Raw genomic sequence first — 15282 nt, 5'->3', positions numbered from 1 at the left:
GATGATCGGTGAGATTGTGAGGCTGATCATGGTGTCTAATCCCAATGACCCTAAAGCGGCAGGATCGGCCAGTGCGGCGCTTTTGCCTGAGGCTGTGGCAGGTACATCGCGATCGCCGCGTTGCTCATTGAATAGCCATGCCGGACAAGGCGCTCGAAATTCGGAGCCTTCATCGCCTTGAGGCGAACACCCTCCTGCCTTGCGCTTTCGGCATCGACTTTAGACAGGGAGAAGGCACCCCCAGCCGGGAAGTCGCTCACATCTCCACGCAGGGGAAAGTAGGCGAGCTTTCTTTCTCCGGCCTGAGCAAGCGAGATGAGCCAGCGCACGCGATTGTTCTCTGCCTGGCGGTGAACGAGTGAGAGGGCGCGCCGCGCCGTCTTCCCCCACCATTGCGGCTCTGTGTCGGCGGAGGCCGGATCGCCCGCGTTCGAGACAAGCAGCACACCGTAGCGTTTCCAGATGGGTTCGAGCCCCAGATTGTCATAGATGCCCGCGTCGGCCAGGAGGGAGCGCTCGGTATAGCGCGCATGGTGCGCATCCTCGCCGCCCTGTTTGGTAAGGGGCTGGGATTTGAGGTTGAGCTTGATGGGGCAGAAGAAGGGTGGGAAGCCAGAAGACGCCGCGACCATCTGGGCGAGCGGGAAATCTGGACGATCAATCCGCCCGACCCGGTAGTTCGCGGCATAGTGCCGAGAAAAACGCCAGAGCGTGTTGAGCTCAAAATCTGTCGCCAGGAGGGTGAAGCGCGGTGCGGTCTCATCGTCTGGAAAGTCCTGGAGCGTCGCGTCGCCGAAGAGATGCTTTCGGTATCCCGCGATAAGGCCCTCTCCGGCGTTGAGCCCGGGGACCAGGCCGCGCACGATATTGGGTTCATCGAGCGTGACCGTCGTGAAGAAATGGGTTAGCGGCGCTGTGACGACGTCTGCGAAATTCGCCGCGACACCGTCCTTCCAGTCTAGGTCCTTCCATTGGAGGCCAAGGAAGGCGGCGGTGATCGAACCGCCCGAGACCGAGGTGATGCGTTTGAGCTTGGGAAGCATCCCCAGCTCATTCATCCGAATGAAGGCGCCGAGCTGATAGGCGCCTGACTTGTATCCACCGCCCGAACAGGCGAGCGCCATGCCATCCGGTTCAAACTTCGAGGATTGAAGTGTGCCGGAAAGCGCCTTTGCGACATCGCTGCGGGATTCTTCAGCTTCATCCCGCTCGGTCGAGACCGTGTCGATCTCACTGACCATGCCCGTCTCCTTCTCCCACTCCGGGATGATGTCACCCTAGTGTCCAGTCCGCGTGCCTAAGGTTGGAGGCGTCACTCTCCTGCGCGCGCATATCCGGCCGTGACCGAGCCGTCCGGCGCGATCTCGAAGACGATGTGATCACACCCGCCGGCGCGGCCGTCGGCGTCGCTGCCGATCTTGTCTGGGTTTTCCGCGCAGGCCGCGTCCTCGACATCGGTGCGCCAGAGCGTGCCGCGGGCCTCCATCGAGGCGACGATTTCGGCATCGGGCAGAACCACCGAGCCGTACCGGGTCGGACCTGAACTGATCACGAAGTGCTCCGCGCTAACCGCATCGAGAAAGGCATCGCGCGAGGAGGTGAGACTGCCGTGGTGGCCCGCGATGAGGATGTGGGCGTCGAGGCTGGCCGCGCAGCATTCAAGGAGCAGGCCTTCGATCGAGTGAGAATCGGGCGCTTCGCCTGGCGGTCGGCGTCCGCCAGCCTCAGCGTCGCCCATGAGGAGGATGCGCGTTCCGTTAAGGTCGAGCCGGACGACGAGGCTGTTTTCATTCGGGCTCGGATGAGGGGCGCCGTCGGCATGGAGAAAAACCAGGCTCGCCCCGGGGCCAAGCGCGATCGGCGCGTCATCAATCCGCGAGGATGCGGGAATGGAGAAGGAGGCGGGCGGAGTGTCCGGGCTGCGACAGACCGAGGCATCAAACACCGCCTCATGCGTCCCGAAGTTTTGAAGCGCGGTGTGGTAGCTCACCCCCGGTTCGGCGGCGACCGCGGCGAGGAAGGCCTCATAGCCCGATGTGCAATTGATCCGACCTGAATCCCAGACATGGCGAACGTCGTGTGAGACGAAGAGGTCCGGCAGGAGTTCAACATGGTCGCGGTGAGGGTGGCTCAAGATCACATGATCGATCACCGTCCGGCCGGGCAGGCGCGCGGCAAAATAGGCCGAAAGCCGGTTGTTCGGTCCTGTCCGCCGGTCGTCATTGCTGCCCCCGTCATAAACGAGGAGCACGTCCTCGCCTTCAAGAATAAGGGCGAGCCCGGTGCCGACATCAACGACGTGGAAGCGGTAGAGCGCCGCGTCCGGATCGGCGACGATTTCGCTCCAGCCAGCGCTAACATAGGCGAGGCGTCCATCGCCCGTCCGGACCCGGTGCCAGCGCGGGACTGAGCCCTCATAGTCGAGACTCTCACCAGGACGGAGGAGGCCAAGTGCCTCGGTCTCGGTCGAGGGTCCTGCGCGCAGTGTGACGCCCGTCACTACCCGGTCAGCGGGAATGACGCGGTCGGCCGGGAAGGCCGGTGCGGCGATGAGAACGCCAAGGCAAACCAGAAAGACCCGCAACATTCGCGATTCCCCCTCCACCGACCGGAGACGTCGCTCCGGAGATCATCCCCGTCTAGCATGGAGACGGGATCGCCCCCCAGGAAGGTGGGTTTGGAGTGCTCCTGAGGCGGCGATCCCGCTCCTGCTGAGGTGTCGGTCACTACCGCACTATTGCGGAAGCGAGGCAGGCGAACCGACTTTGGGCGCGCGCGCCGGTGACCCGAAGGGATCCGTCACGGCTCCGCGCGATTCAGATGCTGTCAGAAATACACGCATTAGTCGAATCGAATTTCGATGCTTTCGTTTGCGTGTTGACGGTATGGATGGCGGCCCCTCTAATGCGGTCTCAAATCGGCGTGGGGACGGGAGTGGTCTTCACGGCGCATTGACGGGCAGGAGGGGTGGGGATTTGACGGACGCACACTGGAGGCTCGCCGGTTCGCCAGGCGCGCACTTCTCCGACGTGCTCGAGATGCTGACCGCCTATCGCGGGCTTGAAGCGGAAGAAGAGCTCGTGGAGTTCTTAGGGCTAAAACGCTTTTCCGAACTCCTTCACGGGGAAGAGCCTCGTTTCGGGGAGTTTCTGGAGATCGCGCGCATCCTGCGCGTCCCGCTTTCGACCTTCCAGATCACCTCGGCGGGACAATTTCCAGAGCTCGAGCTTGCCTATGCCGAACTTCTTTATTCTGCCGCCTCGATGACCCCCGCCGAGCGCCACGAGCTTGCCGGCGCCATCGTGCGCCTTGTTCGCCCGGAGGCTTCCAGCGCCGAAGAGGGTTCGGCCGAAATCATTCCCCTGCCGCGTCGCACGCGAGAGGATTAGGGCCATGACAAAGCTTGAACGCCCGACCCTCCTTATTCTCGCAGACCCCAGTGCACGCCAGGCTGCCCACCGCCTCTTCGCGGCCTTTGACCGACGCGGCATCCTCACCGATGTCGAGATCGCGTCCGGTGAGGTCTCAAACACGGACCTGCCTGAACATCTTTGTCTCCTCCTTTCCCCTGGTGTGGGCGACAACCTCCCACTCTCCGTGCGTCTGGGCGCCTTCATAAAGTCCCGCGGCCGCGAAAACCTCATCCTGGTCCGCGCGGGCTCAGTGATCGCAGAGCGCGCGATCTATCCAGGCAGTTTGAGGTTTGAGCGCGGCGCGGATGACCGTCTCGCCCCAATCGAGCCGGCCAAGCCGGATGCCGTCCTTGAGATGAATGGCAAGGACGCCGACACGGTCGTTTCGCAGCTGATCAGCGAGCGCCCAGGTCTTCTGACCGATGGCCACGGCGAAGTATCAGCGCTCCAAGAGCGAGGCCAAGCGTCTGCTGGCAGGATTGGCTGGGGGTGGGCCGGCTGGGCGGCGGCGGCCGGGTTCGCCGTCCTCTCGATCGGGCTTGGCGTGTTTGCGTTCGATCTGAGGTCTGAACGAAGCGAACTTCTCGTGGCGCGCCAGGAGGCCGAGTTCGAGGCCGTGCGCTGGCTCACCACGTTGGAGGAGACACTCCCCGCCGAAGAACGCCGTGCGGTGTTCCGGGCGTTGGGCGAAGGACTACTGGCCGACTTCGCTGCAATCAGCGATGTAAACGCCAGCGATGATGAATTGTCGCTCGAAGCACGCCTCCTCCATGCGGTGGGAGATGCGCGTTTACGTCATGGCGATGTCGCTGGCGCGGAGACGGCGTTCGAGGCGGCGGCGGCACATACCGCAGCACTTCTGGAGCGGCAGCCAGACGATCCGGATCGCATCTATGATCACGCCCAATCAGTCTTCTGGGTCGGAAATGCGGCTTTCCTCCAGCTCAACCTCCCGCCCGCGGCAGAAGCCTTTGCCACCTATCGCGACCTTGCCGAGCAGCTTTATGCGATCGACCCGACCAACCCCGTCTACCGGGCTGAACGGGGCTATTCCCTCACCAATGCCGGGGCCGTGGCGCTGGCCCGCGGTGAGTTCAACGACGCGGACACGCTCTTTGGCGAGGTGATTACGCTGCGGGAAGACGATCTCCTCGCGGCAGGAGCCGCGTCGCGACGGGATCTTGCCAACGCCTATGCCTGGCGCGCCGATGCGGCGCGGAGCCTTGGCGAACTTCAGCGCACGCGGGAGACGCGAGAGCGCGCCCTCGCGCTCTATCTCGAGGAACGCGCCGCCAATCCATCGAGCTATGGCGCGCTGCAGCTCGTCGGCGTAGCGCATCGGGCGCTTGCGTCCGTTCTTCTAGATCTCGGCGAGATCGATGAGGCGCGAACCCATCTCGATGCCGCCGAAACGGCGCTTGGCGAGGTACTCGAATTCGCGCCCGATAACGCCCCGACCCGGCGTCACTACATGGCGACCATGCGCGACCTCGCGGAGATCGAACTCGCCGAAGGTAGCGTCACCCAGGCCCAGCTCCGCATCTCGGCCGCGCAGCGCTATCGGCTCGAAGGCGAAGCCGGCACGGCCGAGGACGACCGGGATTTTGATCACGCCTCCTTCGATCTCGTCTCTGCCCGGGTCGCTCTTGCGCGGCAATCCCCCGAAGACGCACTCGGTCTCGCGCTTCGTGCTCTCGCCGCGATGGAACGTCAGATCGCTCAAGGACGGGAGTATCGCTGCCATTATGCGGGTGAGGCACGTCTTCTAGAGGGCGATGCGCTCGCCGCACTCGGACGGCGCAGCGAGGCCGAACGGGCCTGGCGCGCCGGGCTTGATCATGTTGCGCAAGGCGCCGAGGTCCGGGACCGCCGCGCGGTTGCGGTCGAAGCGATGTTGCGGGCCCGGCTTGGCGAGGATGGCGCCGCGGAAGGGTTGCGCCTGGCCGCCGAGGCGGGTGGGTTTCGCCGTCCCTTCTTTGAAGAATTCTGGAACGAAAACGACCCTGCCGGCGTGGCGGAACTCAGTGAAGGAGAGGAACGCGATGACGGATAATGCGACCAGTGCCCTTTTTCAGAGCCTTGGATATACCGGCCGGGATGTCCGGCAGGTCGTGGTGCAGGTCTATCCATCCGCTTTTCTCGAAAACGGGGTCCTCGTTGCCGGTCACAAGGCCTATATCGGCGAGGCGGCCGGGAATTTCCGGACGACGGTCGAGACCGATTTCATCTTCGCCTCGGCCGATCCCGATTGGGAGTTCATGGAGTTTGAGCTTGGCGGACAGACCTGGCAGGGCCTTGCCATCTTCCCGAGCGACGGTGACTTCACCGTGCGCTTTGGAGACACGGGACCTCGAAGCGTGCTACTGACAGACCGTTGCGCTTGTCTTTATACGCATCGATATCAGATTGTTTTGAAGAACAAGGTCACCGGCAAAATCGCCCTGTGTGACCCGGAGGTCGGGAATGGCGGCGACGGGGTCGGATAAATCCGCGAAACATAATCCGCGGGCTATCACCGATTTTGATGTCGAGTTGGGCGAACGTATCCGCATTGCCCGAAAGCTTGCGGGTCTCACCCAAACCGCGCTTGCAGACAAGCTCGGCCTCACCTTCCAGCAGATCCAGAAATACGAGCTCGGGCGCAATCGCATTGCTGCGGGTCGCCTCGTTGAACTCGCTGAGGCACTCGGGAAACCGCTCGGATTTTTCTACGATAATCCGGCCGCATTCGAGCCTGGAGAGCCGATCTTTCAGCCTTTGAAGGGTCTCGATCCCGACACCGCACAGCGTGTGCTGACTGCGCTGGAACGTGCTGATCCCAAGGTACGTCGCTCGATCGTTCAGATGATCGAGACCGTGACGAACCAATCGGACTCGTAGCTGAATTGGTGGAAACCGTGTTGGAGTGTCGCGGCGCGAAACGTGTCTTTGCGTGACCAACTTGGACCATCCAATCAAGCGCGGACGGCTCGATGTCGACGAATCGACTGTGCAATCAAAGTGAGCTTCCGCCTCGTCAGATTAGCGTAAAGGTCGAAGAGATCAAAAATTCTCGCATTGATTGAAATTTCGCGCAATGCGTGCATTTATTCCATCTGTCAGAACCTCAGGAGATGGGCATGAAAGTACCACTGGCTTTGTTGAGTCTCGGTGCCGCGGCGCTCGCTGGATGCACCGACGATAACGGGAACAATCGGAACAGCCCCGCAGTTGGTTTTCCATGTGAGGGTGGATCGAGCGGCATTGAATTTTGCGGCACGACCGTGACGATACCTTTGGGAATCGGAATGTCGGGCTATGCGCTTGCAGCGGCTACCACGCCTGCAAACTTCACCCTCGACTTTACTGGAACTGATGTTGGGTTGCCGACGAGCGGTAATATGACCGTTCTTCTCACGGACAGCTCGGGCAATACGCTCGCAGCTTCATCGTTCCCGTGGACCCGGTCTGGCAATATCGCGACTGCGTCAAATCCAGGCGCGATCGAAACATGGCTCGCCAGCCAAACCGTGACAGCATACAACGTAACCGTAACGGCGGCCTCGATCCCGGTGACCACACATCCGGGAGTGAATACTGTAACCGTCGAAGTTAACTACGGTTCACAGGTAATCGGCACGGCCACGAACGTTTGGATGGAGCCCTGTGGTGGCGGAAGTCCACAGTGGGGTGATCCTGACGCGTGCCTTTGATGCGTAGAACGATTGGGTCAAGGCAGCACGGTTTCACCCGTGCTGCCGCCTTGTGTCTCGCGGTCGTGTCGGCTCCAGCGATTGCATTTGATCAGGACATACCAATCTGGGAGCGCCCTGGCGTCGAAGGGTCGCGGTTTCACGCCGTCACTGTTGAAAGAACGCGGTCAGAATATCGTTATTCCACCGCGACATTACGTTTTGGCGATGAGGAAAACTCAGAGCTCCCCGCTACACTCAATGGAACTGCCGAGATTGGGGATACGCGTGTCCAAATATTTTCTGATCTGCCCGACCGCGTTGCGCAAAACTACGCTGAAGCACTCGCACAAGCGGATCATCTGATTGCGATTGAATCCCAAATTCTTATTCAACCGGGTCATCATTTCGAAATTTTTATAACGAGCGCGGCTTCACCGACTAATCGCGAATGGCAATTCACTCGGACCGACGTCGATCCTCTGGTGCTTTCACTCGTTGTGCGAGCCGACCGCGTAAGTTCTGTCCTAGTTTCACAGGAAATATCTGACCCCGTTCATGAGCGGTATCATTTAAGCATCGAGATGTTAGGACGGGGGCGCCATGATCCACGTGCCGAGCACAATCCCAGCGCCGCATATATCTATGAGGAAATTGCGGCCGCGCTGTATGGGTCATGCGCGAGCTTACTCTCACTGGGGTATGTCACCCAGTTTAATGCGCCAGGGCTAACGATCCAATCTGCAAACAACCCGGGGCAGGAATATTCGGCCCCTTATACTGATGACGTACTAGCAAGATTGTTGGACGTGATCGAAGCCGGCGAGTTTCAAGATGGTTCGGCGATACCTCATGGAATGCATCTCGGACTTAATTTGACGCTATGGGCGGAGCTTTCAGGTGGTCATTGGTACATCGAACAGGGGACTCCGGAAGCTCAGGCGCTACTTGATGGATGTCGCTATTCCGCGGCCGATCCCTTCCGGGTCGGCCCGTGGTTGAGGCAGATTGCCAACGACGAACGCGATCCGCCTGAGATGGAAGATCGATACGAGGCTTTCGAGAGGCTCCAAATTCAAAGAGCGACATTGTCAGAGGAAACGGGGCATTAGCGGCTTGGCCAGGACCTGCGCCCCGTTTGTCCTTTGTCTATTTCGAGAACTTGAGACCCTGAGTGGTCGCGGCCGAACCGAGGTCAATAGCGCATAGTTTTCAATACGCGATCCGAGGGATCGACACTCGCACTACCCCTCTCACTGGCTCTTCTGATTTACGATAACGAGTCCCGCAAATATCTGGCGGTTGACGCAGAAATCCGGCGGAAGTGCTGCGTCGGCATCGGACAGGAGGCGCTGACACGCCCGCGGCTGGGGGCTGGCGGCGGTGTTCGCGGCGATTGCCGGTCGATCGTGCTCTGCGCAAGTGTCCCGGTGGCGACGTGCCGGTTGAGGTCGATCGCCATCGCCTGGGTCATCATCTCCATCAAACCCGCATAGCCTGGGGGCCGGTTCAGTCCTTCCTTCATGTGTGCCTCCCTTCGGAGACCGGCACGCTCAATCGTGTGTCACCCGCGGCTTCGCCAGCATCGGTCCGTAGCGCAGCGCGAAGAGGCCGAAGGCGGCGCTCCACAGCACGGCGGAGACGGCCAGGACTGGAACGATCGCGAGCGGTAAGACGATCGGGACGAGCACGCGGACAACTGCGGCAGTCAACACGAGGGCATAGATCGCCGTGGTGGTGCGGTCGGCGGTACGGGCCCGGCCGGTATGGCCAAGGCTGGCCCTCGTCATCACGGCGAGCGTCATCGTGCCCATTGCGCCTGCGGTCAGCGCATGCAGCGCGGCGCTGGCCGGCACGAGCCCGGGCAGAAGAATGCCGCCCGCCATCAGGAGCAGCGCCAGCGGCAGCCACACATAGCCGGCATGGAGAATGAGGACGAGGCCTTCCGCACCGGTCCGCCAGCCCTTCCAGCGCGCGAGACGCACGGCGTGAAGAATGCCGGCGGCGGCGAGGAGAAGGCCCGTCACCGCACTCCACGGCCAAAGGATCCAGGCGACGAGCGAGGCCGCAAGTGCGCCTAGGGCGAACATGTCGAGCCGGCCCGCAGGCGCGGGCAGGGGCGTGCGCCCAGTCTGGGCCATCCAGTTGCGCGTGAAGCTCGGCACGATGCGTCCGCCGATTAGGCCAATCAGCATCGCGATCACGGCGATGGCAACCCCCTGCGCCGGCCGCCAGTCGAACCCGAAGGCGATCGCGGCGTGAAATCCGAGATTGGCGAGGGCGAAAAGGCTGGCGAGGCCGCAGACGGGGAAGTTCCGGAAATTGCCTCCGGTAATCACCTCCCGCCACAGGAGGGCGGCGAGGACGAGAAGGAAGCTGGCGTCCATGACCGCCACGAGGAGGACCGGACCTCCGACCAGCATGGCGAGGCGGCCGGCGAGCCACAGTGCGGCGAGCGCCAGCAGCGGCCCCCCCATCACTGGCAGGCGGCCGGTCCAGTTGGGTACGGCGGTCAATAGGAAGCCGGCGACGATGGCGCCAAGGAAGCCGAACAGCATTTCGTGGACATGCCAGGCGAGCGCCGGGACGCCGCCGATCTTGCTCCAGCCTAGTACCCAGGCGGCGATCCAGACCGGCACGACCAGCGCGCCCCAGATCGCGCCGCCGAGAAAGAAGGGCCTGAAGCCGAAACTGAACAGGGCCGGACCGGTATAGCTCCGCCGGGCCTCGACCGGGTCTTGCGGCATCGCCCGGCGCAGCGCGGACGTATCAGGGCGTTTCAGCATGGCGCAGCTCCACATCCTCTAAGGTGGCGGCGCGTCCCGTGCCGGGCACGGAATGCGCATTCCTTGAAGCACGCGGCGGCGGCCATCGATTTGTCTGAGCGCAAACGCACTGTTCAGACCCCCGCTTGAGGCTCAGCTGCATTTCGAATAGCCGCACCCCGTGCAGGTGAGACAGCCTTCCAGCTGGATCACCGAGGGCTGATGGCATTTCGGACAGAGTGTTGCGGCCGGCAGCGTGGCGGGAGAATGATCTGCCGCTGCAGGACCGGGTTCAGGATCACCGCTGGGTGCGGCCGGACCCGGCTTGCCATCAATCGCATCAAGGTGCCGCTCGATGACGCCGCCGATCACGGCAAGAAGGCTCGGGGCATAGCGTCCGCCCACGAAGGCCCCGCCCTGCGGGTCGAACACCGCACCCAACTCCTCGGCCACGAAGCGGACATCTCCTCCGCGCCGGAAGACCGCCGAGATCATCCGGGTCAGCGCCAGCGTCCAGGCGTAGTGGTCCATATTCTTCGAGTTGATGAAGATCTCGAACGGGCGGCGTGTGCGCCCGCCTGACCTGTCCCCGCTGTCCTCGATCAGATCGTTGATCGTGACATAGATGGCGTGTTCGCTGTGCGGCCAGCGCAGCTTGTAGGTCTGCCCGGGCAGTTCGACCGGGCGGTCGCCGAGGCGGGCCGACGCTTCGGCCGGGGACGGCGCTTCGGCCTGCGTCTCGCTCGGCTTCGACAGGACCGAGCCGGTCGTGGCGTTTGGCCGGTAGGTCGTACAGCCCTTGCAGCCAAGGTCGTAGGCGAGGCGATAGACGTCCTTGAAATCGTCGAAGGGGATGTCGGCCGGAAGGTTGATCGTCTTGCTAATCGAACTGTCGACCCATTTCTGCGCGGCAGCCTGCATGACGACATGTTCGCGCGGCGTCAGTTGGTCGGCCTCTACGAAACAGTCCGGCAGCGCCGCCACCGGCCCGAACTGCGCGCGGAAGGTGCGGTAGGCATAGTCCTGGATTTCCTCCTCGACCTGGCTGCCGTCCTTCTGCCTGACCTTCCGGTTGAAGGTGTGTCCGAAGACGGGCTCGACGCCGCCGCTGGTGTTGTTCGCGAAGAGCGAGATCGTCCCGGTCGGCGCGATCGAGGTGAGGTGGCTGTTCCGGATGCCGTGTTCGGCGATCAGGGCCCGCACGTCCTCGTCGAGCGCCTGCACCATCGGAGCCTTGAGATATTCGCCGGCGTCGTAAAGGGGGAAGGCCCCCTTTTCCGCGGCGAGTAGCGCACTGGCGCGGTAAGCCTCGTTGGCGATCCGGCCCAACCACGTGTCGACCGCTTCGACGGCGCGGGGCGAGCCGTAGCGGATGCCGCACATGGCCAGCGCATCGCCGAGACCGGTGATGCCGAGGCCCAGCCGCCGCTTGGAAATCGCTTCCTCGCGCTGCTGATCGAGCGGGAAATTGCTGGTGTCGATCACATTGTCCATCAGCCGCACGGCGGTCGCCACGCAGGTCCGGATCGCGTCGAGGTCGAGACGCGCGTCCGGGAGGAACGGATCGACCACAAAGCGACTGAGATTGACCGAGCCGAGGAGGCAGGCCCCGTAGGGCGGCAGCGGCTGTTCGCCGCACGGATTGGTCGCCGCGATCTCCTCCAGCCAGGAAAGATTGTTGGCGGTGTTGATCCGGTCAATGAAGATCACGCCCGGCTCGGCGAAGTCGTAGGTCGCCCGCATGATGGCGTCCCACAACTCGCGCGCCTTGAGCGTCGTGTGGACGCGGCCGCCGAAATGCAGCGGCCAGTCGGCGTCCTTGTCGACCGCCTCGATCAGGGCGTCGCTGACGAGGACGGAGAGATTGAAGTTTCGCAGACGCGCCGCGTCACGCTTGGCGTCGATGAAGGCGAGGATGTCGGGATGATGGTCGCGCATCACGCCCATCATCGCACCGCGCCGCGAGCCGGCGCTCATGATGGTGCGGCACATCGCGTCCCACACGTCCATGAAGCTCAAAGGGCCGCTGGCATCGGCGCCGACACCGGCGACGAGGCTGCCCTTGGGGCGCAGGGTGGAGAAGTCGTAGCCGATCCCGCCACCTTGCTGCATGGTCAGCGCGGCTTCCTTCAGCATGTCGAAGATGCCGCCGAGATCGTCGGGGATGGTGCCCATCACGAAGCAGTTGAACAGCGTCACGGTTCGCCCGGTCCCGGCGCCCGACAGGATGCGGCCGGCGGGCAGGAAGCGGAAATCGTCGAGGATGGTGCGGAAGGCGCGCTGCCAGCGGGCGGCGTCACGCCCCTCGCAGCGCGCGAGTGCTTTCGCCACACGGTCCCAGGTGTCCTCGATCGTCTGGTCCGCCTCCCCCGTGTCGGGACACTGGAAGCGGTATTTCATGTCCCAGATATCGGTCGAGATTTGCTGCAGTTCGGTCATCGCGGGTCTCCGGCTGAGGGAATCAGACGGCCAAGACTGCAGCGGCGGACGGGCCCGCGATTTGCACCAGCGCAAATTGTGCGCGTCCGGCGCGTCAGCGCTCCGGACGGGTGAGGAGCCAGGCCATGACCAGCATCAGGCCGGCCGTCAGCGCGGCTTTCAGCGGCTGGGGCGACGGCGTTACCGCGATCGCAAGGATCGAGACGGACAGGGCGACACAGGCCAGAGCCTTGGCGGGCCGCGGAATGGCACCGCGTTGGCGCCAGGCCCGGATCGGCGGGCCGATTTGCGCATGGTCGACTAGCTTGCGCTCGAGCCCGGGAAATGAACGGGCGAAGCAGAAGGCGGACAGGATGAGGAGCGGCGTTCCGGGTAGGAGGGGGAGGACAACGCCCGCCATACCGATCGGCAGCAGCACTGCGCCTGCCAATCCGAAAGTGAGCCTCAAGGCCGTCATTGAATGACCTCCTGAAGGGCATCACCCCCGGAGCGGGGTTGGCGCTCCGGGGGTGACGTGTCCGTGACCGGCCCGCGGACAAGGGGGGAGGGCCGGTCCCGGTTCTCTATTCCGCCGGCGCGGGATGCGCCGTCGGTTTCGCGCGGCCCTGGCGGAAGCCCGCCCAGGCCAGTTGTCCTGCGAACAGGGCCAGAACCCCCGCACCGATCGAGAAGACGATGTCTCCCGGCACCCGCATCCAGACGAGGAAGTGGATAATCGGCTGTTGCAGGAATTCCGCGGAGCGGGCGTACCAGAGCCCTTCCGTGATGCTGGCATGTGCCTGGAGCACGCCGACCGGGAAGAGGCTCATGAACACCATCATCGCCAGTCCGCCATTGAGCAGCCAGAAGCTCGTCCCGATCATCCGGTCGGACCAGGCGAATTTCGGGAACAGGCCGCGGAAGCAGAACAGCATCAGTCCGATGCCGAGCAGGCCGTAGACCCCGAACAGGGCGGCGTGGCCGTGCGTGGCGGTCAGGTTGAGGCCCTGCACGAAGTAGAGCGAGATCGGCGGGTTGATGAGGAAGCCCAGAAGGCCGGCACCGACGAGGTTCCAGAAGGCCACCGCGACGAAGAAGAAGATCGGCCATTTGTAGGTCTGTACCCACTTCGCCGCCTTCGTCATGCGGTAGTTCTCATAGGCCTCGTGACCGATCAGGGCGAGCGGCACCACTTCCAGTGCGGAGAAGACCGCGCCGACGGCGATGACCGAGGTGGTCGCGCCGGCGAAGTAGAGGTGGTGCAGCGTGCCGAGCACGCCGCCCGTCAGGAAGATCACCGTGGCGAACAGCACGCCGTGATTGGCAGTACGGGCACGCACGAGACCCAGCTTGACGAGGAGGAGGGCGATGGCCGCCGTCGCGAAGACCTCGAAGAAGCCTTCGACCCACAGGTGGACCACCCACCAGCGCCAGTATTCGATCATCGACAGATGGGTGTGCTGACCCCAGGTCAGGCCCGCGCCGTAGAACAGGCCGATGGCGATGGTCGACAGGAAGAGGATGACGGTCAGCGGCCGTCCCTCGCCTGGCGCCCGCAGCGCCGGCCACAGGGCGCGGCCGACAAGGGCCAGCCAGATCATCAGGCCGGCAAACAACAGGAGCTGCCAGAAGCGGCCGAGATCGACATATTCCCAGCCCTGGTGGCCGAACCAGAAATTCATGTCGAGATCGAAGACCTGCTGAACGCCGAGCCATTCGCCCGCCATTGAGCCCACGACGACGACCAGAAGCGCGCCGTAGAGTACGTTGACTCCGAGCGCCTGGAATTTCGGCTCCTTCCCGCCAAGGATCGGAGCGAGATAGAGACCCGTGGCGAGCCAGGCGGTCGCGATCCAGAAGATGGCGAGCTGGGTGTGCCAGGTTCGGGTCACGGCGTAGGGGATGATGTCGGACAGCGGGATGCCGTAGAAGTCGTGGCCCTCGACGGCATAGTGCGCGGTCACCGCGCCGAGCAGGATCTGCGCGAGGAAGAGGGCGATGACGGTCCAGAAATACTTCCGGGCGGCCTTCATCGAGGCGGTCGGGGCAACCGCGGTCAGCGGATCGCTGGCCGGCGGGACCGGAGCGGCTTCTTCCTTGCGTCCGGAGTGCCACCAGGTGAGGGCACCGATGCCGGCGATCAGAAGAATGATGCTGGCGATCGACCACATGATATTACCCGCCGACGGGGCGTTCCCGACCAGCGGTTCGTGTGGCCAGTTGTTGGTGTAGGTGACGCCACCTTCGGGCCGGTGCGTGACCGTCGCCCAGGAGGCCCAGAAGAAGAATGCGGTCAGCTTTTGCCGGCGTTCGAGGTCCGGAATGGCACCATTGGCGATGGCGTAGTCCTCGCGCAGCGCCTCGAGCTCATGCGCATCCCCAAAGAGATCGACATAATGCCGGGCCACCTGCCGCGCGGCCGCGACGCGTTCCCCGGAGATGATGATCTGACCGGTTTCGGCGTCATACGTGTTGGCGTTCAGTTCTTCCTGGAGACGCACGCGCATGTCGGCCTGACGTCCGTCGTCTAGTTCGTCGTAGGAGACGCCGTAAAGTTCTTCGGCGCGGGCGTCGAGCATGGCCATCGACTCGCGGTGCAGCCAGTCGGCCGACCAGTCGGGCGCCAGATATCCGCCGTGACCCCAGATCGAACCGACCTGCTGGCCGCCCATCGACTGATAGACCTGGCGGCCGGTCTCGATGTCCTCGCGCGTGTAGAGGACGTCGCCTTCCGCCGTAGCGACGGCTGACGGCATGGGCGGTGCCTGACGGTGGATTTCACGTCCGATCAGCCCGAGCCAGCTGAACGAAACGATGAGGATCAGCGCCAGGATTGCCCAAAGTTTGCGCATTGAGCGGTCCTGCATGGGGTGTCTCCCTCCATTGGAATGCAAGAAGACGGGCCGGGTGACCCGTCTCATGTCAGGGCTGTACACCGCCGCCTGGAAGGGCGATTTGCGCCAAATCAAATCGGGTCGGAGGGATGAGGTTTGACCGGGAGTCCGCACTCCCGGC

The 15282-nt window shown here is 63.4% G+C and carries 13 protein-coding genes; 6 read left to right on the top strand and 7 right to left on the bottom strand.

The features are described 5' to 3' along the window. Positions 1-50 precede the first annotated feature (50 nt). On the bottom strand, positions 51-1241 hold the full coding sequence (locus ACFOOR_RS08045) for a patatin-like phospholipase family protein (protein WP_343165594.1): 1191 nt from the start codon (positions 1239-1241) through the stop codon (positions 51-53). 71 nt (positions 1242-1312) lie between these two features. Continuing rightward, positions 1313-2587 carry an MBL fold metallo-hydrolase gene (locus ACFOOR_RS08040; RefSeq protein WP_343165595.1) on the bottom strand — a complete coding sequence of 425 codons (1275 nt, stop codon included), beginning with the start codon at positions 2585-2587 and terminating at the stop codon, positions 1313-1315. 388 nt (positions 2588-2975) lie between these two features. Between ACFOOR_RS08040 and ACFOOR_RS08035 the strand changes: the two genes are divergently transcribed. The 6 genes from ACFOOR_RS08035 to ACFOOR_RS08010 all read left to right on the top strand — a co-directional run bounded on the left by ACFOOR_RS08035 (position 2976) and on the right by ACFOOR_RS08010 (position 8196). Then, positions 2976-3389 carry a hypothetical protein gene (locus tag ACFOOR_RS08035; protein ID WP_343165596.1) on the top strand — a complete coding sequence of 138 codons (414 nt, stop codon included), beginning with the start codon at positions 2976-2978 and terminating at the stop codon, positions 3387-3389. A gap of 4 nt (positions 3390-3393) precedes the next feature. Further along, positions 3394-5466 (top strand): hypothetical protein, encoded by a 2073-nt coding sequence (locus ACFOOR_RS08030; RefSeq protein ID WP_343165597.1) that lies wholly within the window; start codon positions 3394-3396, stop codon positions 5464-5466. Further along, entirely contained in the window at positions 5456-5899 is a 444-nt protein-coding gene (locus ACFOOR_RS08025; RefSeq protein ID WP_343165598.1) for a hypothetical protein, read from the top strand. Before ACFOOR_RS08030 ends, ACFOOR_RS08025 begins: the two co-directional genes overlap by 11 nt. Then, on the top strand, positions 5877-6293 hold the full coding sequence (locus ACFOOR_RS08020; RefSeq protein ID WP_343165599.1) for a helix-turn-helix domain-containing protein: 417 nt from the start codon (positions 5877-5879) through the stop codon (positions 6291-6293). The genes ACFOOR_RS08025 and ACFOOR_RS08020 overlap by 23 nt, the downstream gene beginning before the upstream one ends. A gap of 239 nt (positions 6294-6532) precedes the next feature. Continuing rightward, positions 6533-7105: a hypothetical protein gene (locus tag ACFOOR_RS08015; RefSeq protein WP_343165600.1), complete on the top strand. Its 573-nt coding sequence runs from the start codon at positions 6533-6535 to the stop codon at positions 7103-7105. Then, positions 7105-8196: a hypothetical protein gene (locus tag ACFOOR_RS08010; protein ID WP_343165601.1), complete on the top strand. Its 1092-nt coding sequence runs from the start codon at positions 7105-7107 to the stop codon at positions 8194-8196. The genes ACFOOR_RS08015 and ACFOOR_RS08010 overlap by 1 nt, the downstream gene beginning before the upstream one ends. Before the next feature lie 158 nt (positions 8197-8354). Here the strand turns inward: ACFOOR_RS08010 and ACFOOR_RS08005 are convergent, their stop codons facing one another. From ACFOOR_RS08005 to ACFOOR_RS07985, 5 genes are all read right to left on the bottom strand, one after another. Further along, positions 8355-8609: a hypothetical protein gene (locus tag ACFOOR_RS08005; RefSeq protein WP_343165602.1), complete on the bottom strand. Its 255-nt coding sequence runs from the start codon at positions 8607-8609 to the stop codon at positions 8355-8357. Positions 8610-8637: 28 nt separating this feature from the next. Next, complete coding sequence (locus tag ACFOOR_RS08000) at positions 8638-9870, bottom strand: NnrS family protein (protein WP_343165603.1); 1233 nt, start codon at positions 9868-9870, stop codon at positions 8638-8640. Positions 9871-10002: 132 nt separating this feature from the next. Continuing rightward, a complete protein-coding gene (locus tag ACFOOR_RS07995) occupies positions 10003-12288 on the bottom strand; it encodes an adenosylcobalamin-dependent ribonucleoside-diphosphate reductase (protein ID WP_343165604.1) in 2286 nt (761 codons plus the stop codon). A gap of 94 nt (positions 12289-12382) precedes the next feature. Beyond that, entirely contained in the window at positions 12383-12745 is a 363-nt protein-coding gene (locus tag ACFOOR_RS07990; protein WP_343165605.1) for a YbaN family protein, read from the bottom strand. 106 nt (positions 12746-12851) lie between these two features. Next, positions 12852-15134, bottom strand: coding sequence for a nitric-oxide reductase large subunit (locus ACFOOR_RS07985; protein WP_380214238.1), 2283 nt, complete (start codon positions 15132-15134; stop codon positions 12852-12854). Positions 15135-15282: the final 148 nt, after the last annotated feature.

The sequence above is a fragment of the Hyphobacterium vulgare genome (genome assembly GCF_042643335.1).
Classification (GTDB): Bacteria; Pseudomonadota; Alphaproteobacteria; order Caulobacterales; family Maricaulaceae; genus Hyphobacterium; species Hyphobacterium vulgare.
Note: the sequence above shows the minus strand (reverse complement) of the source record. Positions and strands in the feature narration are given on the sequence as shown.